We start from the raw sequence: 20400 nt of genomic DNA, 5'->3' as shown, positions 1-20400 counted from the left end.
CCCGTGCCCGCATCGGATCGCCCTGGGCTCCGGAACGCGGTCGTGACCTTCCAGTCGCGCCTCGAGCGCCACGCCCTCTCGCTCGCGGCGCTCGCGACGGCCGCGGTGCTTGCGATCATGCTCTACCTGCCGGTCGGGGTCGTCTTCGTCGAGGCCGTCCTCGAGGCGGGCCGGCCGACGCTCGCCCATTTCCGGGCGGTCCTGACCGATCCGTTCTATGTCGGGGCGCTCGCGGACGTCTTCGCGGAGCCGCTCGCGGTCGGGAGCCATCTCGAGGGCGTCGCCGGCTGGTTCGGGGCCATCTCGGTGTCCGCTACCGTCGTCCGGCCGATCCCCGGCCTCGGCCTGCCGGTGCCGTGGCTCGCCCTCGAGACGCCGGGGGTCCGGTTGGGACTGTTCGGCTTTACCGCCTATCAGGCGGCGCTGTCGACGCTCGCAAGCGTTGCACTCGGGCTACCAGCCGCCTACGTCCTCGCGACCTACGAGTTCCGGGGCCGGCGGACGATTCGCTCGCTGACGATCCTGCCTTTCGTCCTGCCCGGGATCATGGTCGCGGTCGGCTTCTACGCGATGTTCGGCCGGGGTGGGACGCTCAACGGCCTGCTCGGACTGGTCGGGTTCGGGCCGTACCCGTTCATCGAGTGGAACCCGCTGGCGATCGTGATCGTCGCCCACGCCTTTTACAACGCGCCGCTGGTGGCCCGCGTGACCGTCGCCGCGTGGGAGTCCGTCGACCGCCGGGCCGTCGAGACGGCCCGCAGCCTCGGTGCGAGTCCGCGGCGGGCGTTCCGCGACGTGGTCGTTCCGCAACTGTTTCCCGCAGTGTTGACCGGCGCGTTGCTGACCTTCATCTTCACGTTCATGACCTTCCCCATCGTCCTCGCGCTGGGCGGGCTCCAGTTGGCGACCGTCGAGGTCTGGATCTACGACCGGGTGCGCCAGTTGGCCTACGGCGAGGCCGCGACGCTTGCCGTCCTCGAGACGCTGCTCTCGCTGGGACTGACGTACGCCTATCTCCGATACGAGTCCGCCCAGTCGGGACTGGCACGTGCGGCCGGGTCGACCGCGAGGCGGCCGCTCGTTCCCGACCTGCGGACCGCGCTGTCACCGCGCCGGCTGGCGATCGTCGCTTACGGACTCGTCGTACTGGTGGTCTTCGTCGGACCGATGGCGAGCCTGATCGTCGGCAGCGTCACCGACGGGAGCGGGCTCACGGGTCGCCATTACGCGTTCCTGCTCGAGCGCCAGCTCGAGGGGGCCAGCTACCAGACGCTGCCGTGGATCGCGATCCGGAACTCGCTGCTGTTTGGCGTCGCGACGCTCGCGGTCGCCGTCCCGATGGGCGTCGTGATCTCGGTCGTAACCGCTCGGGCGGGCCGTGCGGGGGCCGTCGTCGACGCGCTGGCGATGTTGCCGCTTGCGGTCAGCGGCGTCGTCTTCGGGATCGGCCTGCTCCGAGGACTGGTCTTCGGGATTCCGTTGCCCGGCGGCTGGCGGTTTCAGGTGACCGGCGCGGTCGCGATCGTCGCGGCCCACGCGGTCGCGGCCTACCCGTTCGTCACGCGCAACGTCTCGCCGCTGCTCGCGAACCTGGATCCGGCGATGGTCGAGTCCGCCCGTGCGCTGGGTGCCTCCCGGTACCGCGCGCTGCGGGACGTCGAGTTGCCGCTCGTGGCCAGCGGCATCGTCGCCGGCGCAGCCTTCGCCTTCGCCATCTCGATCGGGGAGTTCTCTTCGACGGTGATTTTGGCGGGCGGCGGCGACACCTACACGATGCCAGTCGCCGTCGAGCGCTATCTCGGCCGTCGCTCCGGCCCCGCGATCGCCATGGGAACGGTTCTGCTGTTCGTCACGGCCGCCAGTTTCGTCGTCGTCGACCGCGTCGGCGGGAGGTTCGAGCGATGACCGACCTCGAACTCGAGGGCGTCGCCAAACGATACGACGGGACCGTCGCGCTCGAGGGGATCGACCTGACGGTCCGTGACGGGGAGTTTTTCACCCTCGTCGGCCCCTCCGGCTGCGGGAAGACGACGACGCTGCGGACGGTCGCCGGCTTCGAGTCGCCGACCGAGGGGAGCGTCCGCTTCGACGGCCGGGCGATGGACGGTGTCCCGCCCGAGGAGCGAGACGTCGGCGTCGTCTTCCAGAGCTACGCCCTCTTTCCCCACATGAGCGTCGCCGAGAACGTCGGCTACGGGCTGCGATTTCGGGATCCCCCGGACGGGCAGACCGTCGACGAACGCGTCCGGGAACTGCTCGCGCTGGTCGACCTCGAGGGAATGGGCGAGCGCGACCCCGATCAGTTGTCGGGCGGGCAGCGCCAGCGGGTCGCGCTGGCGCGGGCGCTCGCGCCGGCTCCCGACCTGCTCTTGCTCGACGAGCCGATGAGCGCGCTCGACGCACAGCTTCGGGAGTCGCTGCGCCGACAGGTCAAACGGATTCAGTCGGCACTCGCAATCACGACGGTCTACGTCACCCACGATCAGGCCGAGGCGCTGGCGATCTCCGATCGCGTGGCGGTGATGAACGGCGGCCGGGTCGAGCAGGTCGGCCGGCCACAGGCGATCTACCGCGAGCCAGCGACGCGGTTCGTCGCCGAGTTCGTCGGCGACAACAACGTCTTCGAGGGCACGGTTCGGGCTCGAGAGGAGGACCAGGCGCGGATCGACGTCGGCGGCGAAACCCTCGCGGTGTCGGCGGTCCCGCCGGGGGCCGACCGGGTCACCGTCTGCGTGCGACCGGGTGCGCTCTCCCGGAACGTCGGGACCAACCGGCTGCCGGTGACCGTCGAAACCAGCGAGTTCCTCGGCGAGACCGTCCGCGTCCACGGCCGCTGGAACGGAGTCGAGATCGTCCTCCAACTGCCCGGGGTCCCCGAAGCCGACGAACTGACGGTCGGGTTCGACCCCGACGACGCTCACGTCGTCGCGACCGACTGAGCCGCGCGCGTGACGCGGCGCCCCGTCTCCGGACCGGAATACACAGGGTGGTCGCTTTTCGATCGGATCGTGTTACTTACCTGCATGCAAGTTACTCGTCGGCTCCGGGTCGACCTCGAGCGCCACGAGGTACCCGTCGGAACCGAGTTCACCGTTCGCGTCCGCGACGACCGGCGACGGCCGGTCGAAGGGGCGTTCGTCGAGGCGGGACGGAAATCGGCCCGCACGGACGAGCGGGGACTGTGTCGGCTGCGACTCGACGCGCCGGGCTTCTGGAAGCTCGTCGCCGCGAAGTCCCCGACCGACCGCGTGGCCTACGAGCCGGGGTCGGCGCTCGTTCGGGTCGTCTCGACGGCCTCGAGACGCCGACCGCGTCGTCTCGTCGGGTCCCGGTGACGAGCGCTCGGCGGGCGGACGGCGTTGAAGCGCCATGGCACAGCGTTATCCCCGTCGGCGATGTGTGTGATATTATGGCAGACACCAAGGACGGGCGCGAGGACCAGGCCGACGACGCCGAGGAGCGCCAGCGCGAGCGGGAACTCGAGGAGGCCCTCGAGCGCGACGACGAGGACGAGCCGCCGGCCGACGAGGCGGGCGACGGGGACGAGTCGGCCGCGGACGACGAGGAATCGGCCGAGGACGCCGCCTCGAGCGACGAGTAGCGATCGGCGCGATACGCGAGGGCTACAGCCCCCAGAAGAAGTTGATCCCGAGGACGGTGACGATCGAGAGCAGGAACTGCAGCGGCGCGCCGACCCGGACGAAGTCCATGAACTTGTAGCCGCCGGGGCCGTAGACGAACAGGTTCGTCTGGTAGCCGACGGGCGTGAGAAACGCCGTCGAGGCCGCGAAGGTCACCGCCAGCACGAACGCGAACGGGTTCGCGCCGATCTGGGAGGCGGTCTCGACGGCCACCGGGAGCATCAACACGACGCTGGCGTTGTTCGAGATCACGCCCGTGATGAGCCCTGTCGCGAGGTAAAAGACCCAGAGGACGCCGAGCGCCGGGAGGTAGGCCCCGGTCGACGCGACGAGCGACCCCAGGAAGTCGGCCCCGCCGGTCTGTTCTAAGGCGATCCCCAGCGGGATGATTCCCGCAAGCAGGAAAATGACGTCCCACTCGACGGCGTCGTAGATCTCGGTCGGCTTGAGGACGCCCGACGCGACCATCGCGACGACGCCGGCCAGCGCGGTGACCATGATCGGCAGGGACAGCGCCGACATGGACTCGAGCGCGGCGACGCCGGTCACACCGGCCAGCGCGGTCCCGACGGCCCCCCATGGGACGGCGACGAAGCCGACGACGCCGGCCATGATCGCCGCTGCGTGGGGAATCTTCTCCGTTCGGTAGTCGGGCTCGTCCGGCTCGTGGGCAACGATGAAGTCGTCGTTTTGCGAGAGCCGGTCGATGCTGTCGGGTGCCGCCTGGACCAACAGCGTGTCGCCGACTCGAATGCGGCGTTCGTCCATGTCGCTACGGACCGTCTCCCCTCGACTACGGAAGGCCAGCACGGTCGCGTCGTAGCGCTGGCGGAACGTCGACGTCTCGAGCGACTCGCCCACAAGGAAGGAGCCCCGGGGGACGACGACCTCGACCAGCGTGCGGTCGGAGATGTCCTCGGGCTCGAGTTCAGCGTCGGTCTCGGGACCGCCGTCGATCGTGAGCGTCTCGCGTTCGACGAGTTGTTGGACGGTCGGCCGGTCGGCCCGCAGCCGGAGCGTGTCGCCGGCGCGGATCGTCTTCTGGCCGATGGGTTCGATGAACTCCTCGCCGTCGCGGACGACCTGCAGGATGTCGGCGTCGAACTCGACGCGATCGATTGCGTCGGCGACCGTCGAGCCGACGATCGGGGAGCCCTCGTCGACGATCGCTTCGGTCAGGTATTCCCCGATGGCGTACTCCGTGACGTAGTCCTCGTCGACGGGGACTCGTTCGGGGAGCAGCCGGTGACCGACGGTCATGAGATAGAGGCTGCCGACGAGGAGGACGATGACGCCGAGTTTGGTGAACTCGAACATCGAGAAGGGGTGATCGAGCAGGCGCGCGGAGACGTCGCTCGCGAGGATGTTCGTCGAGGTCCCGATCAGCGTGAGCATGCCGCCGAACATCGAGGCGTAGGACAGTGGAATCAGCAGTTTCGACGGCGACGTCTTGCCCTTGTGAGCGATGTCGGAGACGACGGGCACGAGGATCGCGACGACGGGGGTGTTGTTGATGAACCCGGAGATCGGACCACTAACCCCGATCGTCGCGAGCAGCTGTTTATCGAGGTCCTCGCCGGCGAACGCGGACATCTTCCGGCCGATGATCTGGACGACGCCGGTCTGACTGATCCCCGAACTCAGAATGAGCATCGCCAGCACGGTGATCGTCGCCGAATTGGAGAACCCGGAGGTCCCTTCCGTCGTCGAGATTTCGGTGAAGTTCGCGACGCCATCGGCACCCAGAATCATCAACAGCACCATGATCAGGATGGCGGTCACGTCGATCGGCAGCCACTCGGTAATGAACAGCACCAGCGCCAAAAGGATGATCGCGAACACCACGAGCATCTGGGGCGTCACCGCGAGCCCGCCGGAATCGGCGGCCAGCGGTACGACTCCGCCCTCGGAGAAAAGACGTCCGGTCACGGTTGATAGTACGGATTCCTTGACGATGCCGCTTGAAGCCCCCGGTTCGCCGACGCCGTCGCGATCGGCTGTCCTCCCGGGCGGTCGGCGGCGGGTCGGCCGTCGGAATGCGGCGAACATCATCGGCCACGTTCCTTTGGTTCGAGAACCGGTGGGCGTACTCAAGTGACTGTTCCGAGGACGAACGGGTACGGAGACGGCCGACGGTCGACCACCTCTCGTCGCCGCGACTCCCCACCGCCTCTCGCGGCGACCGACTCGAGAGGGCGGCTCGGACGGCGGCCGCTGCCCCACCGAGCCATGAACGAGTACACGCTCCCCATCGCGATCGCGAACACGGCGACGGTACTGACCGGCGGCGCAATCGCGTTGCTCGCCTATCGGGCCTTCCGACGGACCGGGTCGGCGGCGCTGCGTGCCGTCGCCGCCGGCTTCGGCGTCATCGTCGTCGGCTCGATCCTCGGCGGCGGCGTTCACCTCCTCGGCGAGACGATGGGACTGGGCATCGCCCTCCAGAGTTCGGCGACGGCGCTTGGGTTCGCGATCTTGCTCTACTCGCTGTACGCCGAAACCACCGACATCACCGTCACCACGGAGCTGTCAGTATGACCGACGGACCGTCCGGCCGACCGACGCGAGTCGTCGCTCAGGGCACCTTCGACGTCCTCCATCCCGGCCACGTCCACTATCTGGAGGCGGCCGCCGCGGCCGGCGACGAACTCCACGTCATCGTCGCCCGCGCGGAGAGTGTCACGCACAAACCCGACCCCGTGCTGCCGGGCGAGCAGCGTCGGGACGCCGTCGCCGCGCTCGAGGCGGTCGATCACGCCCGGTTGGGCCATCCATCGGACTTCTCGGTACCGATCCGCGAGATCGATCCCGACGTCGTCGTGCTTGGTCACGACCAGCACCACGACGAGGACGAGATCGCCGGGCTGCTTGCAGCGTGGGGAATCGACTGTCGCGTCGAGCGGGCGAGCGGGCTCGAGCCGACGGCGGAGCGCCTGCACTCGAGTAGCGACATCGTCGACCGGGTTCTCGCGCGGCGGCGGGACGAGCGACGGCCGTCGCTCGAGGCCGAATCGGACGACTGAGCGGGAACGGGCGACGCTACTGCGAGGAGAGCCGTGACTGAAACCGATCGAGACCGACATCGAGCATGTCGGGACTGACGGGCTGGAACTCGCCGTCGTCGGGGAGATACGGGCGAACCGAGTCCCAGCTGTCGCGGGCGTACCGTTCGTCGAGCAGGACGCGAACGCCGACGTCCTCGGGGCTGCGAATGACCCGACCGATGGCCTGTCGAGCCTTCCGGACGGCGGGAATCGTGAGTGCGTACGTGAAGCCGTCGCCGAACGCGTCGTCGTAAGCCCGTCGGACGGCCTTCGTCCTGGGGCTCGAGGTGTTGACGATCGGGACGCCACAGACGACCGCGGCGGCGAGTCGGTCGCCGCTGTAGTCGACGCCCTCGGTCAGGGTTCCCCGCAGGCTCGTGACCAGCACCTTCCCCTCGCCCGCGAAGAACTCGTCCTTGAGTGACTCCGTGGTCTCGTCGTCGCTGGCGACGTCGAGCAGGACCGGTTTGTCGACCCGATCCTCGAGCCGACCGGCGATCCACTCGGCCTCGGCGTAACTTGGCATGCCGACGAGGACGTTGCCGGGGAGGCGGGCGACCGTCGCGACGGCGTTCGCATAGGATCGGCGGGTCGGGTTCTCCTCGCCCGGTCGGCCGCGGTTGTCGTAGGTGTACTTCGGCGCGGCGACCGCGAAGCTCTCGCGGTTCTCGGCGGGGAAGTGCAGGCCGTACCGGCGTTCGACGACCGGTCGGTCCTCCTCCCGTGCGAGGTACTGCAGGCCCGTCACCTCGGTGAAGGCCTCGATCGGCTCGAGGGTGGCACTCATCAGGACGCCGCCGCCGAAGTGCCCGAGTCGGTCGCCGATGGCGTCGCTTGGGACGCAGTTGTGAAGCGAGAGGCGAGCGTTGTAGGCCCGTCGCCACGAATCGGGCGGCTCGGTGTCGTCCCAGGTGCGCTCGAGTTCGATCTCGCGGAAGTAATCGGTGTGGCCGCGGCGGTACCACTCGCCGAGGACCCGCCCGACGGCGGGCGCGGCGCGGGTCCGGTCCTCGTCTTCCGCCTCGTTTAAGACCCGCTGGACGACCGCGCCGACGGCCTCGGCGCGGACCCAGTCGGCGTCGCCGTACCCCTCCTCGCGGGCCCACTCGGTCAGCTCGTCTTCGGCGGGCGCTGCGGGGTCCCGGAGGGGAAGTTCCGCATCCTCGAGGTCGTTCAGGTTCGACTGCCAGCCCCGGTGGTTGCGGTCGAGGGAGGCAGTCACGCGCCGATCGAGTTCGGCCCGGAGGTCCTGGACGAACTCGAGGGTGCGGTTGAGTTCCTCGAACGAGACGTCGCTATCGTTCAGTTCGCCGCGGACGAGGTCGGCGTCGGCGGTCTTCGAGCCGCCCTCGGCCTGCCGGCCCTCGCGCTCGAATTTGACCGGCTGGATGACCCGCGAGAGTTCGGTCTCGGCGTCCCGAAGCGTGCGGTCGGCAACGCCCTCGCTGACCAGGTCGCGGACGCGGGGCTCTAACATGTGGGCCTCGTCGCAGACGACGAACGTCGAGTCGTCGAGCAGCGCGCCGGTGAAGGAGCCGACGGTACGGGGATCGAAGGCGTGGTAGTAGTTGCCGATGACGACCTCGACCTCGCCGAGGGCGGCCCCCATCACGGAGTGAGGGCAGGTGCCGTGTGTCACCGAGCGGGCCACGAGGTCCTCGGGCGTGATCATTCCCGCATCGGTGAAGTCGTAGGGTATCGCCTCCGCGGGCGATCCGTCCTCGTCGTCCGGCAGATCCTCCAGATACTGTGCGTAGAACGGACAGTACTCGGTCTCGGCCCCGACCGGCCCGCCCTCCCCGTACTCCGGCAGGTCGGGCGGGTAGGGAGTCGGCTCGCCGGCGGTCTCGAGGAACGTGTTTTTCGACCGATTCCCGCTGTCGGCCAGCCCGATCTGCTGGCTGCGGGCGCGGGCGGCCAGGTTCTTCGCGGTCGTATCGCCGCCCTCGCCGGTGAGATCGCGGGTCCGATCACGCAGGGTCTCGCAGCGATCGTAGACGGTTCCGTCGTCGAACCCAGCCGTTTTCTCGCGGTTGTACGGACAGACGTCGGCCTTCCCGACGAGGGTCAGTCCCGACACGGGGTTCCAGTCGGCCGGCAGGTTCTCGTTGATCGTCTCGAGGTCCGCTTCGAACTGGCGCAGTTGCTGTTTGACGCTCGTGAGGACGAACACGCGCTCGTAGTCGGTGTCGGGATCACGCACCAGATCGATCCCGGCAGTGAGCGCGATCATCGTCTTCCCGGTACCACAGGCGCCTTCGATGACGGTGTAGCCGCCCTCTCGTCCGGTGTCGATGGCCGTTTCGATACCGTCGACCTGCGGCTCGTAGGGCTCGTCGTGGCCGAACACCGTCCGCCAGTCCGTCATTCTGCCAGTACTCATGGTCGGTCGTCCATAGCGTTGACGGACTGGAGTGGTCGCTCGCTCAGTGATAAACCTCGGGTCGCTCGGTGCGATGCCGGATCGGTCGGGATCGAGCGGGCGGTCGCGACGCTACGGGGCCGACGATCGATCCGCGATCGACCCACCCGATTGCTGCCAGCGTGACCCTTTACTTAGCTCAGTCCCTAGGTCGTGTGTGAAGGTTCCCCACTCCCTCGAGAACGTCGACCGAGACGTGGTCGTTCGGACGTTCGAATACGATGACGGTAGCACCATCGCGGTCGATTTCGGCACGTCGGCCGCGGACATCTCGGTCGACATCGTCGGGTCGACCGCGATCATCATCGCGGACGGCGAGCAGTTCGAGTTCGAACTCCCGCCGGAAGCGACCGCCGTCTCGGCCCGGAACGGCGTACTCACGATCGAAGAGTAGCGCGCCGGAGTACAGAAATCGAACGGCGCAGTGATGGCCCGATCGACCGTGTTTTCGACGTGTCGATAGAGCGCGCTCATAGCGACCGAAATCGAGTCGAAGCACAACGCCTTCCCCGCTTGGCCGCCTACGCCGGCTATGAGCGATTCCATCGACGTCGACCGCTGGCGAACGGAACTCGAGTCCAAACGCGCCGAGAAAGACGACTTTTTCGCTGACCATCCGCAGTCGCCGATCCCGCCCGAGGAGCGCGAGGACTTCGCGGGACTGGACTACTTCGAGCCGGATCCGACCTACCGCGTGACCGCGACCGCGACGGTCCACGACGACCCCGAGGTCGTGTTGCTAGACACCACTGCGGGCCGGGAGATGCGCTACCTGCGGGTCGCGACGCTCGAGTTCGACCTCGACCGCGAGGACGAGGAGCTGCAGGACGGCACGTTCGAACTCGCGGCCTACCAACAGGAGAGCCCCGAGGAGCAGCCGCTTTTCCTCCCCTTCCGGGACAAGACGACGGGCCAGCAGAGCTACGACGGCGGCCGCTACATGGAACTCGAGCCCGATCGGGACCTCGCGGACGGCGACGAGATCGTCGTCGACTTCAACCTCGCGTACTCGCCGTTCTGCGCCTACAGCGATACGTTCGACTGTCCGCTCCCGCCCGAGGAGAACTGGCTCGAGGTCGCGATCCCGGCCGGCGAACGCCACGAATAACGACGGCGAAACGCCACAGTCACGAGCCGATGATTGTCACCGATCGGACGGGACCGTTTCGACTCGAGTCAGCGGCCGTGTGACGGCCCCTCGAAGGGGGTTACGAACCTCGAGTGGAAACCGGGGGGTTTCGACTCACGACTCCGGGTCGATCGCGGACGGCAGAACGCGATTCTTGTGTGGCGGGCGGCCGAATGCGGGGAATCAGGGTGCGACGCCGACGGTCAAGAGGGTCCCGAACTCGCGGTAGCGTTCGACCATCGCCTCGCGGGTCTCCCAGTCCTCGGTCGGGAACTCGGCCGCGGGCGGAATCGTGATCTCGCGGTCGGGAATGTTGTCCTGTTCGGCGACGTGCAAGCCCGCCTCCCGGAAGGCGTCGCGGTACTGGTGGCGGTCCCACCGGGTCATCTCGATGGCGATGAACTCCTGCCACTCGTGGGAGTGGACGTTCTCCTCGTAGTAGTTGACCGCACAGTAGAAGGTACCGCCGGGCCGGAGAACCCGGGCGATCTCCTCGAGGGTGTGGTGGGGGTCGGCGGCGTAGTAGAACGCCTCCATGCTCCAGATGTGATCGATCGAGTCGTCGGCGAAAGGCAACTCGTCGAAGTCCCCGACGAGGTAGCCAACGGCCGACTCGTCCGTGTAACCGGCCGCGTTGTGTGCCATTTCCGGCGAGCCGTCGAGGCCGTAGACCCGCCCTGCGTCCTTCGTGTCCCGCAGGGCGCGGCCGGCGTAGCCGCTCCCGCAGCCGAGATCGAGGACGGTGTCGCCGGACTCGATCGGCATCCGTGCGAGCGCGTGTTTTGCGGTGTGCCAGTGTCGTTCTTCCATGCCTCTATCCCGACCGCTGGCCGCCCAGTCGTCGAACTCCTCGCGAACGCTCATATCCACAAGCGTCGCGTCGCGACCCTAAACGCGTTCGCATCGAGACGGAAGCAACCCCCATGGAATGGGACAGCAGTAGCGCAGGGGTATCGATGGGACGACGATCACCGGTATCGGCGATCGTTCTCACTGTCACGAGAACCACCGACAGACTCTTTAGGCTGGCCTAAAAAGTAGCGGGCGAAGGGTCGTCGGATCGAAATCCGTGGGCATCCGGATTTCGTCTCGACGTTCGGTGAGTCGCACTGTCCCACCCCTCGCCAGTTTTTCAGACCCTTCCACCGCTTCCGACTTCCCCGGGAGAGACATCCGCACGCTTAAGGGAGTTCCCGGAGTTGTTGCGGCCAGTATGGAGTATACGCTCGAGATAGACGGGACACCGGCAACCATACCGGGCGGCACCGGGGTACTCCTGTTGCATCCGAGTACCGGCGAGACCGACCGTATCGACACCGACTTCTTCAAGACCGATACCGACAACTTCCTCGTCGTCTCCACCCGAACCACCGCCCGCGAAGTCAGACAGAAACTCGAGTACTACGATGTCGACGAGGAACGGGCCGAGATCCTAGACACGCTGAGCATCGAACGCGGCTACTCCCGGCGCTCCTCCGATACCGTCCACTACGTCGCTGCCCCCGACGACGTCGACGGCATCGTCGATCACATCGACGGCTTCCTCGCGGAACACGACGGCAAACGCCGCATCAGTATCGACTCCGTCACCGAACTCGCCTACTACGCCGGCGACGAGCAGGCCCTCGAGGCCGTCGACCGGATCCTCGAGTTGCTCGCCGAGTACGACGCGGTCGGACTGTTCCACCTCGCCAAGGACCCCCACGACGAGGAACTGGTCGACCGATTCCGCGACCGGTTCGACGGCGTAATCGACCTCGACGAGGACGGCAGCATCGACGCCGACTTCTGAGCGGCGATCAGCGGTGAGTTCGGGTTCCCGGTCACAGAAGAGCGTCACAGCGTGGCGCGTGCTGTGTCATGACTCGTTTGGACGATCGAGTGCAGGCGTCTAGTTGCCGACAGCCGACGCCAAACGAACTAGTTCTCGAGCGACTCGAAGGTCGTCTCGGCCCACTGGATGGCGTACTCGGGGCCGTGATCGAGGTAGGCCTCGGTGTCGAGCGCGGCGAAGGGTGCCGGCAACTCGATCGCGTGCTTGATCGCCGCACACGCCAGTTCCGTCGCGTCGGCGAAATCGGTGTCGCCGCGTGCGACCGCCCGCGGCAGGTCCGAAACGCGATCCTCGAGGCGGGTCCCCGCGTCCTGCCAGGCGTCGGCGAGGTCGGGATGGTCGTCGTGCCACTCGGCGAATACTTCCCGGGTCTGCAGTCCGACCCAGCCGTCGTACAGCGCCGCGGCGACCTGATAGGTGCCGTTCGGGTCCAGTTCGACCGCCCGATCGAGGGCGGGATAGGAGTCCTCGAAGAAGCCGATGAAGTGTTCCGGAACGCCGAGATCGAGTTGGACCAGCGCCTCGGCGATCAGGAAGTCGATGAAGGCGTCGGGCGAGCCCTCGACGCGCGGTTTGACCAGCACGAGCGGTGGCTCGGTCTGGCGGGTCCAGGCGACGCTGCCGTCGCCCGGCATCCCGATCGTCAGCTCCGAACTCGCGTAGCGAGCGAGCAGTGTCGGTGCGTCCTCGGGCAGCCACGCTGCCGGGTAGCTCGCGGGCTCGAGCGAGTCGACGACCAGCCCGAGATCCTCCGCGCGTGCCGGGTTCAACGTCTCGAAGTCGCGTTCGCAGTCGAGGACCCGAACGTCGGGTGCGTGGCTCTCGCGGACGGCGTCGACCGCCGCCGAGAGCGCACGGGCCTCGAACATCAGGCGAGTGCGGTCTGGAAGACGAGCAGGATCGACAGGAGCGCCGATACTCCGACCGTCGCGAGAACGACCTTGGTTGCGGTACTCATGTTCGAGGGGTCGTAGCCGCGTCGTTTAAATCCATCTTTCTTCGTTCGGAGACTGCCCTCGAGCGGCTACAGTGGATTCGACGGTCACACCGAAGTTGCGTGAGACTCCGTCGTCGGATCGCCGTCAGTACGACCTGTTGGAGAGCCGGATTGTGGGCATCGTTTCCAATGGAACGGGTTTCACTGTGTGAGAGAGCCACGAAGGAGACGACAGGTGAATTACAATCGAAACGGAGGGGTGTCGGAGGCCGTGTCACTCGTCGTCGGCGTCTCGCCACGAGTCCGGTACGTCGATCACGTAGCGGCCGTCCTCCTGGAGCGAGATGATGTATTCCTCGCGGTTGTACAGCTCCATCAGGTTGAGTTCGTACTGACCCGGGCGGACGATCTTGATGCTCTCGAACTGTTCGTTGAGTTCCGCCCGGAGTTCCTCGATCGACGGGCGCTGGCCGCTCGGCTCCTGAACGACCCGTCCGTGGTCCGGTGGCGCGTCGGCGGCGTCGGTCACGGGTGAGGAGTCGCCCGTGGCATCGGTGCCGGGATGGGACTCGTCGCCACTCTCGGTCTCGAGTCGGGGTTCGTCACCCTCGTGTGCCGGCAGTTCGTCCGTGGGAACGACCTCGCTTCGGGCGTCGGCCTGTGCCGTGTTCTCGTCGTCGGCGTACGTCGTCGTCGGGCCCTCTGTCGGCCGGCTCGAGCCGTCCGACGACTGATCGGGCCGGTCGGTGTCGTCAACCGTCCGATCCGCCGGCGGGTCGGAGCGGTCCGCGGGTCGGCGAGCCGTCTCCGGCCATTCGTCGAATTCCCCTGCGGAACCGGCATCGTTGCCGGTTGCCGGCTCCGAACCGTCCGTCTCGGCGGCCCCGCTCGAGGGCCAGGAACCGTCGTCCACGGTCGGTTCCGTGTCCGCAGTCGGTTCCGTATCCGCCGGTCGTCGGTGGTCGGCACCGTCCGATTCGGCGTCGTCGGCCGAGCCGGCGGACATCAGGTTCCGGACGGTTTCGGCGGCTCGAGTCGCGACGCCGTCCGGGGACTCGGTATCGCTCGAGTCCGGCGTCGACCCGGCATCGACTGCACCCGAGCCGTCGGTTTCGGCCTCCGTCGAGGCCGACGAATCGGCTGCGGCCGTCGTGGTCGGCGCGAACTGGAACTTGTTCCCGCCGCAGTCGGGACAGCCCGACAGCATCTCCTTCGAGCCGTCGGCGAATTGCCGGCCACAGTTCGTACACTGATGGGGCATTAGTTGCGGGACACGAGCGCGCTGATGAGCGTTTCGTCCTTGTGGAGCGTCTCGATCTGGTTGGCCGGGCCGATCACCGTCAGTTTCGCTTCCGTCTCATTGCTGCCCATGATTCGGCCCAACAGCGACGAGTCGCGGGTCTCGGATTTGGGATAGGTCTCGATCTCGATCCCGTTGAACTCGTCGGGACTGATCTCGGCCATCGTCACCTCGATGAGCCGGCTTTCCTCGTCGGGCGTCAGCCCCTCCTCTAAGATGACGATGTTGCCGTCGTGGACACCGTCGAGGATCATCCTGATCTTCTCCATCGTCGCCATGCCGGCCATGCGTTCGCCGCTGATCAGGTCGATCTGGACGCCGTCGGGGGCATCGGCATCGTCCGCGTTAGTTGCTTTTGGCATCGGTGGTCACCCGAAGTACTCCGCGATGTTGTCGTAGACTTCGTCCATGTTGTCCCCCTCTTTGGCCGACAGGGGGACGGTCTTGTGTTGGGGGAACGCGTCTTCGATCCGTTTGACGCTCGAGTCGTCGAGGTCGGTCTTGTTCGCGAAGATGAGAACGGGGAGATCGCGCGATTCGATGATGCCGATCAGCATCGTGTTGACCTGTGTGATCGGATCCTCGGCGCTGTCTAAGACGTAGATGACGCCGTCGACGTCCTCGCGCAGCCAGTGCATCGCCTCGGCGACGCCTTCGGTCGCTTCCCGGGAGCGACGGATGGCGTCTTCCTCGTCCATATCGTCGGTGAACTCCTCGTAGTCGACCTTCGTCGTCACGCCGGGCGTGTCGACGATATCGATGGTCACCGTCTTGCCGTCGCGTTCGATCTCGACGTTTTCTTTCCGGCGTGCGCGTCGCGTCTCGTGCGGGACGTGACTCTCCGCGCCGACCGCGTCACCGGTCCAGTCACGCGCGATGCGGTTCGCGAGCGTCGTCTTTCCAGCGTTGGGCGGACCGTAGATACCGATTCGTTTGGGCTCCTGTTCCGAAAACAGGCGATCCGTTGCCCGAGAGATACTATCTTTGAGTTCTGTGAACAGTCCCATCTGTGGGGCCTCCAGCACCGCGGGGTGCAGTTGCGCGTACTACAAACTGAACTCACTTAAGCCTACGTCAGACATGTAGACAATTCGATGAACGGGAGTTGTCGGTCGGACGGACAGTGGTTTACCTAGAACTGACGAGAAGTGACTGATAATCGAGGGAAAACGGCAGTAGGACTCGAGAACGCGTTCCTCTCCGAGCCGTTAGCATAGAACCGTGTTTCGAAGGGCAACATTGGTCTCTGGTAACGAGTGGCCCGATACGGTGTGTCGAACTGTATGTGATAAAGGACCACCTAGTAGGATCACGGAGCGGAGCCCCCCACCCCTTCGTTTCGAGTGGAGACCAACGAACGGGGGAGTGGATCAAGAGACGGAGTCGGTGCGGATTCCCCCTTGACTTCCACTCGAGCCGCCGTTCGGGAGGGTCTCAAGGCCGAACGCGGCGGAGGGATCGGTTCTAGTAACTCGAAGACTAATCTAGTAATTAGAGAAGCTATGAGGTGTCGATCTAGTAGGTACTAGCAATACCAAATAACCCTCTAGCAAAATACTGGTGTCTGCTAGTTCTGCGGATACTGTTTCTATTCTATCTAAATAAAACTTCCCTCCCAAAATGACCCCCTCCCCCCACCCCACCCTTGGACTATGTTCCACCCGAAACGAAGGGGTGGGGGGGGGGAAGGTATCGGATATTGGTATCGCACACCACACATTCTCTTCCGACTCTGTCAGTCGGTCCCACATCCACTTCCGATACAGAACTCGGCCGCACTCTTCGGTTACTACCCCAACATGTATCGTCGACATGTATCGTCGACATGTAGATACCAACGCACACGCAGTACGTCCGTCCGTTCCAGTCGAAGCCAGCCCCCTGCCGGTCGACTCGAAATTCCGTTCCCAATGCTCTCCCCTGCCCCCGATCCCGGGTTCGAACTCACCTTTCGGACGGCGGTGTCGCTCGTGACTCAAGCGTGTGAACAGCGGCGATCGGTTCCGTTCGGCCACCGAACGGCGGACACGATGTCGTTGGCAGGGCCGAGTCACAGCCATCGATCGGCGGCTGCTTCTCGATCCGGACGGGGAAGGGACAAATTTATTAGCGTGGTTTTCCTCTGTTTCGTTTGCATCAACTGGACCCGAATCGTGTAACCGGGATCGCGAATCCACTGAAGGAAGCCATCGTACGAGGCTCTTCCCGGTTGCCGGCTCGGTACTCCACCCGAAACCAGGGGGTTCGTGTACGACCGATGTCAGACGACGATTCAGAGATCACGGGTTCGGACGAGGTCGAGGTCGACGGAGCGAACGGGTTCTCGGGAAACTTCGAGAACGCGGATCTCGGCGACGAAGAGTCGAATCAGGGCCTGTTCGATGATCTGTTGAGCGGCGAACCGATCTTCGAGAACAAGGAGGTCCTGCGACCGTCCTATACCCCACACGAACTCCCCCATCGGAGCGATCAGATCAACAAGATGGCGACGATTCTGGTCGCCGCGCTCCGCGGGGAGACCCCCTCGAACATTCTCATCTACGGGAAAACCGGGACCGGCAAGACCGCGAGCGCGAAGTTCGTCAGCAAGGAACTCGAGAGTACATCACAGAAGTACTCGGTCCCCTGTGACGTCGAGTACATCAACTGCGAGGTCACCGACACCCAGTACCGGGTCCTCGCACAGCTCGCGAACAAGTTCATCGAGAAAAACGAGGCTCGAATCGACGAGCGGATCGACGAACTCCAGTCCCTGCTGGACGATCTCGAGGCGTACGACCGCGCTATCGACGTCGATGCCTCGAGCGACGAGCCGGCGGACGGGACGGCGTCGGACCCGTTCGATTTCGTCTCCGAGGACGAGGTTGACGGCGACGCCGAAACTTCGACTGGAACTGACATCGGACCGCAGTCCGGTGATTCTCCACTCGAAAAAGGGGGGTCCGGTGACCGAACAGATTCATCGTCCGAAACCGAACCGGCAGCACTCGAGAACGCTGCCGACGGGACCGAGGCGTCCGGAGATGGGGCCGCCGATCCGACGCCCGACCACCCGCTCGCATCGACGCCGTTCGACGACCGGGACGAGATCGAAGCCCGGATCGCGGGGTTACGAGACGACAAGGACTCCTTCGAAGAGGTACCGATGACCGGCTGGCCGACCGACCGGGTCTACAGCGTCTTCTTCGATGCCGTCGACTACGACGAGCGGGTCGTCGTCATCATGTTAGACGAGATCGACAAACTCGTCGAGAAAAGCGGTGACGACACGCTGTACAATCTCTCGCGGATGAACTCCGAACTCGAGAACTCGCGGGTCTCGATCATCGGCATCTCGAACGACCTGAAGTTTACCGACTTCCTCGATCCCCGCGTGAAGTCCTCGCTGGGGGAAGAGGAGATCGTCTTCCCGCCCTACGACGCCAATCAACTGCGGGACATCCTCGAGCATCGCTCCGAAGTCGCGTTCAAGGGGGGCGCGCTTTCAGGCGACGTGATCCCGCTGTGTGCGGCCTTCGCCGCACAGGAACACGGGGACGCACGGCGTGCGCTGGACCTGCTGCGGACCGCCGGCGAACTCGCCGAGCGCTCCCAGTCGGAGACGATCGTCGAGGAACACGTCCGACAGGCTCAGGACAAGATCGAACTCGATCGGGTCGTCGAGGTCGTTCGCACCCTCCCCACCCAGAGCAAACTCGTCCTCTTCGCGATCATCCTACTCGAGAAAAACGGCGTCCACAGCATCAACACGGGTGAGGTGTTCAACATCTACAAACGGCTCTGCGAGGAGATCGACGCGGACGTCCTTACGCAGCGTCGCGTAACGGACCTCATCAGCGAACTCGACATGCTCGGCATCGTCAACGCCGTCGTCGTCTCCAAGGGCCGGTACGGCCGAACCAAGGAGATCAGTCTCTCGGTCCCGCTCGAGGAGACGGAGGCTGTCCTCCTTTCCGATTCGCGGCTTTCCGATATCGACGACGTCCAGCCGTTCGTACAGGCTCGGTTCGAGAACTGAGTTCCGCCGGTCTCCGATGGTCTTTTCGTCGCCGATTCGTTTCGCTGCCAGTACCGACGGGTGACGCTCCAAGAACGGAACTGCGAGTCAGGACCGGTAGCGACCGGCAGCGAGGACGGCACCGCCGGCGAGTCCGGCGGTACCGGTCGCGCCGGCGACTGCCCCACCAAGTCCTGTCCCTGACGCGCCGGAGCCAGCAGCCGACGCGGTCGTCGCGGGAGCGGCCGAACCCGCAGGCGAGCCGGGGACGACCATGCCGCCCAGGAAGCTGTCGACGGTCAGTCGAACGTGGCCAAGCCACGGGATCCGGTACATGGCCTTGCCGGTCACCCACTCGGGTTTGACGACGGTCGTTCTGGCACCCGACCCCGGCAACTGATCGTAGCCGGGGTTGTTGTCGCCTTTCGTAATGAACCCGGCATAGGGAGCGGGACAGGACGCGATCTCTTCGCAGGTCGCGCCGTTGACGAACTCCTCGCTGGCCTTCGTTTCCACCCACCTCTCGTTCTTCTCGACCCAGAAGTGGGCGCGATGGATTATCGGCGTTGTTTCGGTCACGCCGTTCGGCCGGAAGACGATCACGTCGCCGGGATTCCCGAACTCCGAGTAGCCGGTTTCCTCGCCCCGCTGCATCGTGACGATGCCGGTGTCGCCGACGGCCCCGTCGCCGGTGAACCGCCCGTCCTCGACGATGAAGATCAGGTCGCCCCTGTGCATGTTCGGTTCCATGCTCGGACTTTCGACGGCGACCAACGGCGGCCAGAGTCCGCTGACCGCGAACAACAGGAGGCCGACGACGGCAACGAGAGCAACGCTGCTCGCGACGTCGCGAACCAACACGACGTTCTCGTCGTCGGTCTCGAGGAACCAGCGGACGATGCCGTCGTCCTCGATCGTGACGCCGTCGCCACTGGCGTGTTCGCGGTCACCGCGCTGCTGTGAACTCTCGGCGTTGTCATCCGGCGAGTCGCGGCCGGGACTCGCCGCCGACCGCTCGCGATCGTCGCCGGAATCGCCGGGGGGATCCCCGGAATCAGAACCGCTCATCGTGCCCCGTTTTGCCGGGGCCGCCAATCAACTTTCCGTTCGTCGCGACTGCCAATCGCCGCGACGGATCGTAGTGCCCGGCACGAAACGTCCTACGGATCGCGGCCGTCGGCAGCCGCGGCAAACAGCGCGATCGCGACCAGTCCTGCGACGACTGCGACGCCCGCCGGACCCACGCCCAGCAGCGAACGGGCGGAATCCACCGCCAGCCGGATCTCGCCGAGCCACGGGAGCCGAACCATCGCTTTGCTCCGGACCCACTCGGGTTTGACGACGGTCGTGTCCGCCCCGGACCGCGGGATCTGATCGTATGCTGGGTTGGCGTCGCCTTTCGTGATGAACCCGTCGTAGGGTGCCGGACACGACGGGATCTCGGTACAGGTCGCGCCGTTGACGAACGCCGGGTCGGCCTTCGTCTCGATCCAGCGTTCCCCTTTCTCGACCCGAAACGCGACCCGGTGGATCGTCGGGGTCTGATGCGGGTCGCCGTTCGGTCTGAAAACGACGACGTCGCCCGCATCGCCGAGCGTCTCGTGGCCCGTCTCCAGTCCGCGCTCGCGCGTGACGATGCCGGTTCCGTCGACAGCACCGTCGCCGGCGAATCGCCCCTCGTCGACGACGATCACGAGATCTCCCCGCTCGAGGTGGGGTTCCATGCTGCCGCTCTCGACGGCGACCAGCGGCGGCCAGGTACCGGCGACGGCAAACAGCAGGAGGCCGACGACGCCGACGATCGCGAGGCTCGCAGCGATATCCCGACCCACGGCTGCCGCTCGGTCGTCGGCCTCGAGGAACCAGCGGACGATCCCGTCGTCGATCGTGACGCCTTCGCCCGGGCGGGGACGGGACGCGAGTCGGTCGTCGGCTCCGTCCCGCTCGGCCGCCGAATCGGACACGTCGGCGGTCGGCGGATCGTCGGGTGGCCCCGATCGGCCGCGGTCGCTCTCGCCGGCGTCGGGCCCGTCCATTGACGAGCAGTTGCGTCGAGTCGCGCATGAACCTTCCGGCGGCGGCCGGTCGGTCAACCG

At 66.0% G+C, this 20400-nt stretch carries 19 protein-coding genes; 10 read left to right on the top strand and 9 right to left on the bottom strand.

All coding sequences use genetic code 11. From position 1 onward, the window contains the following. The first annotated feature begins 3 nt into the window (after window positions 1–3). The 4 genes from ACERIM_RS08865 to ACERIM_RS08850 all read left to right on the top strand — a co-directional run bounded on the left by ACERIM_RS08865 (window position 4) and on the right by ACERIM_RS08850 (window position 3601). Window positions 4–1905 carry an ABC transporter permease gene (locus tag ACERIM_RS08865; protein WP_373632155.1) on the top strand — a complete coding sequence of 634 codons (1902 nt, stop codon included), beginning with the start codon at window positions 4–6 and terminating at the stop codon, window positions 1903–1905. Continuing rightward, window positions 1902–2939, top strand: coding sequence for an ABC transporter ATP-binding protein (locus ACERIM_RS08860; protein ID WP_373632154.1), 1038 nt, complete (start codon window positions 1902–1904; stop codon window positions 2937–2939). Before ACERIM_RS08865 ends, ACERIM_RS08860 begins: the two co-directional genes overlap by 4 nt. 84 nt (window positions 2940–3023) lie before the next feature. Continuing rightward, window positions 3024–3335 (top strand): hypothetical protein, encoded by a 312-nt coding sequence (locus ACERIM_RS08855; RefSeq protein WP_006648452.1) that lies wholly within the window; start codon window positions 3024–3026, stop codon window positions 3333–3335. 74 nt (window positions 3336–3409) lie between these two features. Next, a complete protein-coding gene (locus ACERIM_RS08850; RefSeq protein ID WP_373632152.1) occupies window positions 3410–3601 on the top strand; it encodes a hypothetical protein in 192 nt (63 codons plus the stop codon). Between the two features lie 22 nt (window positions 3602–3623). Here the strand turns inward: ACERIM_RS08850 and ACERIM_RS08845 are convergent, their stop codons facing one another. Next, window positions 3624–5492 (bottom strand): SLC13 family permease, encoded by a 1869-nt coding sequence (locus ACERIM_RS08845; RefSeq protein ID WP_373632602.1) that lies wholly within the window; start codon window positions 5490–5492, stop codon window positions 3624–3626. A gap of 378 nt (window positions 5493–5870) precedes the next feature. On the opposite strand from ACERIM_RS08845, the gene ACERIM_RS08840 reads away from it, so the two are divergent. Together ACERIM_RS08840 and ACERIM_RS08835 are read left to right on the top strand one after the other, a co-directional pair. Beyond that, window positions 5871–6179 (top strand): hypothetical protein, encoded by a 309-nt coding sequence (locus tag ACERIM_RS08840; RefSeq protein WP_006648455.1) that lies wholly within the window; start codon window positions 5871–5873, stop codon window positions 6177–6179. Further along, window positions 6176–6664 (top strand): adenylyltransferase/cytidyltransferase family protein, encoded by a 489-nt coding sequence (locus ACERIM_RS08835; RefSeq protein ID WP_373632150.1) that lies wholly within the window; start codon window positions 6176–6178, stop codon window positions 6662–6664. The genes ACERIM_RS08840 and ACERIM_RS08835 overlap by 4 nt, the downstream gene beginning before the upstream one ends. Window positions 6665–6680: 16 nt before the next feature. Here the strand turns inward: ACERIM_RS08835 and ACERIM_RS08830 are convergent, their stop codons facing one another. Then, on the bottom strand, window positions 6681–9053 hold the full coding sequence (locus ACERIM_RS08830; RefSeq protein WP_373632601.1) for an ATP-dependent DNA helicase: 2373 nt from the start codon (window positions 9051–9053) through the stop codon (window positions 6681–6683). A gap of 211 nt (window positions 9054–9264) precedes the next feature. Between ACERIM_RS08830 and ACERIM_RS08825 the strand changes: the two genes are divergently transcribed. Further along, window positions 9265–9501, top strand: a complete 237-nt coding sequence (locus ACERIM_RS08825; RefSeq protein WP_006183093.1) for a hypothetical protein — start codon at window positions 9265–9267, stop codon at window positions 9499–9501. A gap of 138 nt (window positions 9502–9639) precedes the next feature. After that, complete coding sequence (locus ACERIM_RS08820) at window positions 9640–10215, top strand: DUF1684 domain-containing protein (RefSeq protein WP_373632147.1); 576 nt, start codon at window positions 9640–9642, stop codon at window positions 10213–10215. A 204-nt stretch (window positions 10216–10419) separates the two neighbouring features. Here ACERIM_RS08820 and ACERIM_RS08815 read toward each other — a convergent pair whose 3' ends face one another. Beyond that, complete coding sequence (locus ACERIM_RS08815; protein WP_006648461.1) at window positions 10420–11100, bottom strand: class I SAM-dependent methyltransferase; 681 nt, start codon at window positions 11098–11100, stop codon at window positions 10420–10422. Between the two features lie 349 nt (window positions 11101–11449). Here ACERIM_RS08815 and ACERIM_RS08810 point away from each other — a divergent pair, with 349 nt between their 5' ends. After that, entirely contained in the window at window positions 11450–12028 is a 579-nt protein-coding gene (locus tag ACERIM_RS08810; protein ID WP_006648462.1) for an ATPase domain-containing protein, read from the top strand. A gap of 128 nt (window positions 12029–12156) precedes the next feature. Here ACERIM_RS08810 and ACERIM_RS08805 read toward each other — a convergent pair whose 3' ends face one another. The 4 genes from ACERIM_RS08805 to ACERIM_RS08790 form a co-directional block, all read right to left on the bottom strand. Beyond that, window positions 12157–12939: a hypothetical protein gene (locus tag ACERIM_RS08805; RefSeq protein ID WP_006648463.1), complete on the bottom strand. Its 783-nt coding sequence runs from the start codon at window positions 12937–12939 to the stop codon at window positions 12157–12159. 342 nt (window positions 12940–13281) lie between these two features. Continuing rightward, window positions 13282–14268 (bottom strand): Zn-ribbon containing protein, encoded by a 987-nt coding sequence (locus ACERIM_RS08800; RefSeq protein ID WP_373632145.1) that lies wholly within the window; start codon window positions 14266–14268, stop codon window positions 13282–13284. After that, window positions 14268–14669, bottom strand: a complete 402-nt coding sequence (locus tag ACERIM_RS08795) for a DUF2073 domain-containing protein (RefSeq protein WP_006183099.1) — start codon at window positions 14667–14669, stop codon at window positions 14268–14270. Before ACERIM_RS08795 ends, ACERIM_RS08800 begins: the two co-directional genes overlap by 1 nt. Window positions 14670–14675: 6 nt before the next feature. After that, window positions 14676–15314, bottom strand: coding sequence for an Era-like GTP-binding protein (locus ACERIM_RS08790; protein WP_006648465.1), 639 nt, complete (start codon window positions 15312–15314; stop codon window positions 14676–14678). Window positions 15315–16564: 1250 nt separating this feature from the next. Here ACERIM_RS08790 and ACERIM_RS08785 point away from each other — a divergent pair. After that, entirely contained in the window at window positions 16565–18325 is a 1761-nt protein-coding gene (locus ACERIM_RS08785; RefSeq protein WP_006648466.1) for a Cdc6/Cdc18 family protein, read from the top strand. Window positions 18326–18412: 87 nt separating this feature from the next. On the opposite strand, the gene ACERIM_RS08780 is transcribed toward ACERIM_RS08785, so the two are convergent. Together ACERIM_RS08780 and ACERIM_RS08775 are read right to left on the bottom strand one after the other, a co-directional pair. Next, window positions 18413–19372, bottom strand: coding sequence for a S26 family signal peptidase (locus ACERIM_RS08780; protein WP_373632143.1), 960 nt, complete (start codon window positions 19370–19372; stop codon window positions 18413–18415). Window positions 19373–19464: 92 nt separating this feature from the next. Then, the gene (locus ACERIM_RS08775) at window positions 19465–20340 is read right to left on the bottom strand and encodes a S26 family signal peptidase (RefSeq protein WP_049965255.1); all 876 of its coding nucleotides are present in this window, start codon (window positions 20338–20340) and stop codon (window positions 19465–19467) included. Window positions 20341–20400: the final 60 nt, after the last annotated feature.

The sequence above is a fragment of the Natrinema sp. H-ect1 genome (genome assembly GCF_041821105.1).
Classification (GTDB): Archaea; Halobacteriota; Halobacteria; order Halobacteriales; family Natrialbaceae; genus Natrinema; species Natrinema thermotolerans.
Note: the sequence above shows the minus strand (reverse complement) of the source record. Positions and strands in the feature narration are given on the sequence as shown.

Coding starts and splice junctions, on each gene's coding strand:
- ACERIM_RS08815 (WP_006648461.1), bottom strand. CDS start 11,100: ATGAGCGTTCGCGAGGAGTTCGACGACTGGGCGGCCAGCGGTCGGGAT.
- ACERIM_RS08860 (WP_373632154.1), top strand. CDS start 1,902: ATGACCGACCTCGAACTCGAGGGCGTCGCCAAACGATACGACGGGACC.
- ACERIM_RS08795 (WP_006183099.1), bottom strand. CDS start 14,669: ATGCCAAAAGCAACTAACGCGGACGATGCCGATGCCCCCGACGGCGTC.
- ACERIM_RS08830 (WP_373632601.1), bottom strand. CDS start 9,053: ATGACGGACTGGCGGACGGTGTTCGGCCACGACGAGCCCTACGAGCCG.
- ACERIM_RS08780 (WP_373632143.1), bottom strand. CDS start 19,372: ATGAGCGGTTCTGATTCCGGGGATCCCCCCGGCGATTCCGGCGACGAT.
- ACERIM_RS08820 (WP_373632147.1), top strand. CDS start 9,640: ATGAGCGATTCCATCGACGTCGACCGCTGGCGAACGGAACTCGAGTCC.
- ACERIM_RS08850 (WP_373632152.1), top strand. CDS start 3,410: ATGGCAGACACCAAGGACGGGCGCGAGGACCAGGCCGACGACGCCGAG.
- ACERIM_RS08785 (WP_006648466.1), top strand. CDS start 16,565: ATGTCAGACGACGATTCAGAGATCACGGGTTCGGACGAGGTCGAGGTC.
- ACERIM_RS08805 (WP_006648463.1), bottom strand. CDS start 12,939: ATGTTCGAGGCCCGTGCGCTCTCGGCGGCGGTCGACGCCGTCCGCGAG.
- ACERIM_RS08800 (WP_373632145.1), bottom strand. CDS start 14,268: ATGCCCCATCAGTGTACGAACTGTGGCCGGCAATTCGCCGACGGCTCG.
- ACERIM_RS08840 (WP_006648455.1), top strand. CDS start 5,871: ATGAACGAGTACACGCTCCCCATCGCGATCGCGAACACGGCGACGGTA.
- ACERIM_RS08810 (WP_006648462.1), top strand. CDS start 11,450: ATGGAGTATACGCTCGAGATAGACGGGACACCGGCAACCATACCGGGC.
- ACERIM_RS08845 (WP_373632602.1), bottom strand. CDS start 5,492: ATGCTCGTGGTGTTCGCGATCATCCTTTTGGCGCTGGTGCTGTTCATT.
- ACERIM_RS08835 (WP_373632150.1), top strand. CDS start 6,176: ATGACCGACGGACCGTCCGGCCGACCGACGCGAGTCGTCGCTCAGGGC.
- ACERIM_RS08855 (WP_006648452.1), top strand. CDS start 3,024: ATGCAAGTTACTCGTCGGCTCCGGGTCGACCTCGAGCGCCACGAGGTA.
- ACERIM_RS08775 (WP_049965255.1), bottom strand. CDS start 20,340: ATGGACGGGCCCGACGCCGGCGAGAGCGACCGCGGCCGATCGGGGCCA.
- ACERIM_RS08790 (WP_006648465.1), bottom strand. CDS start 15,314: ATGGGACTGTTCACAGAACTCAAAGATAGTATCTCTCGGGCAACGGAT.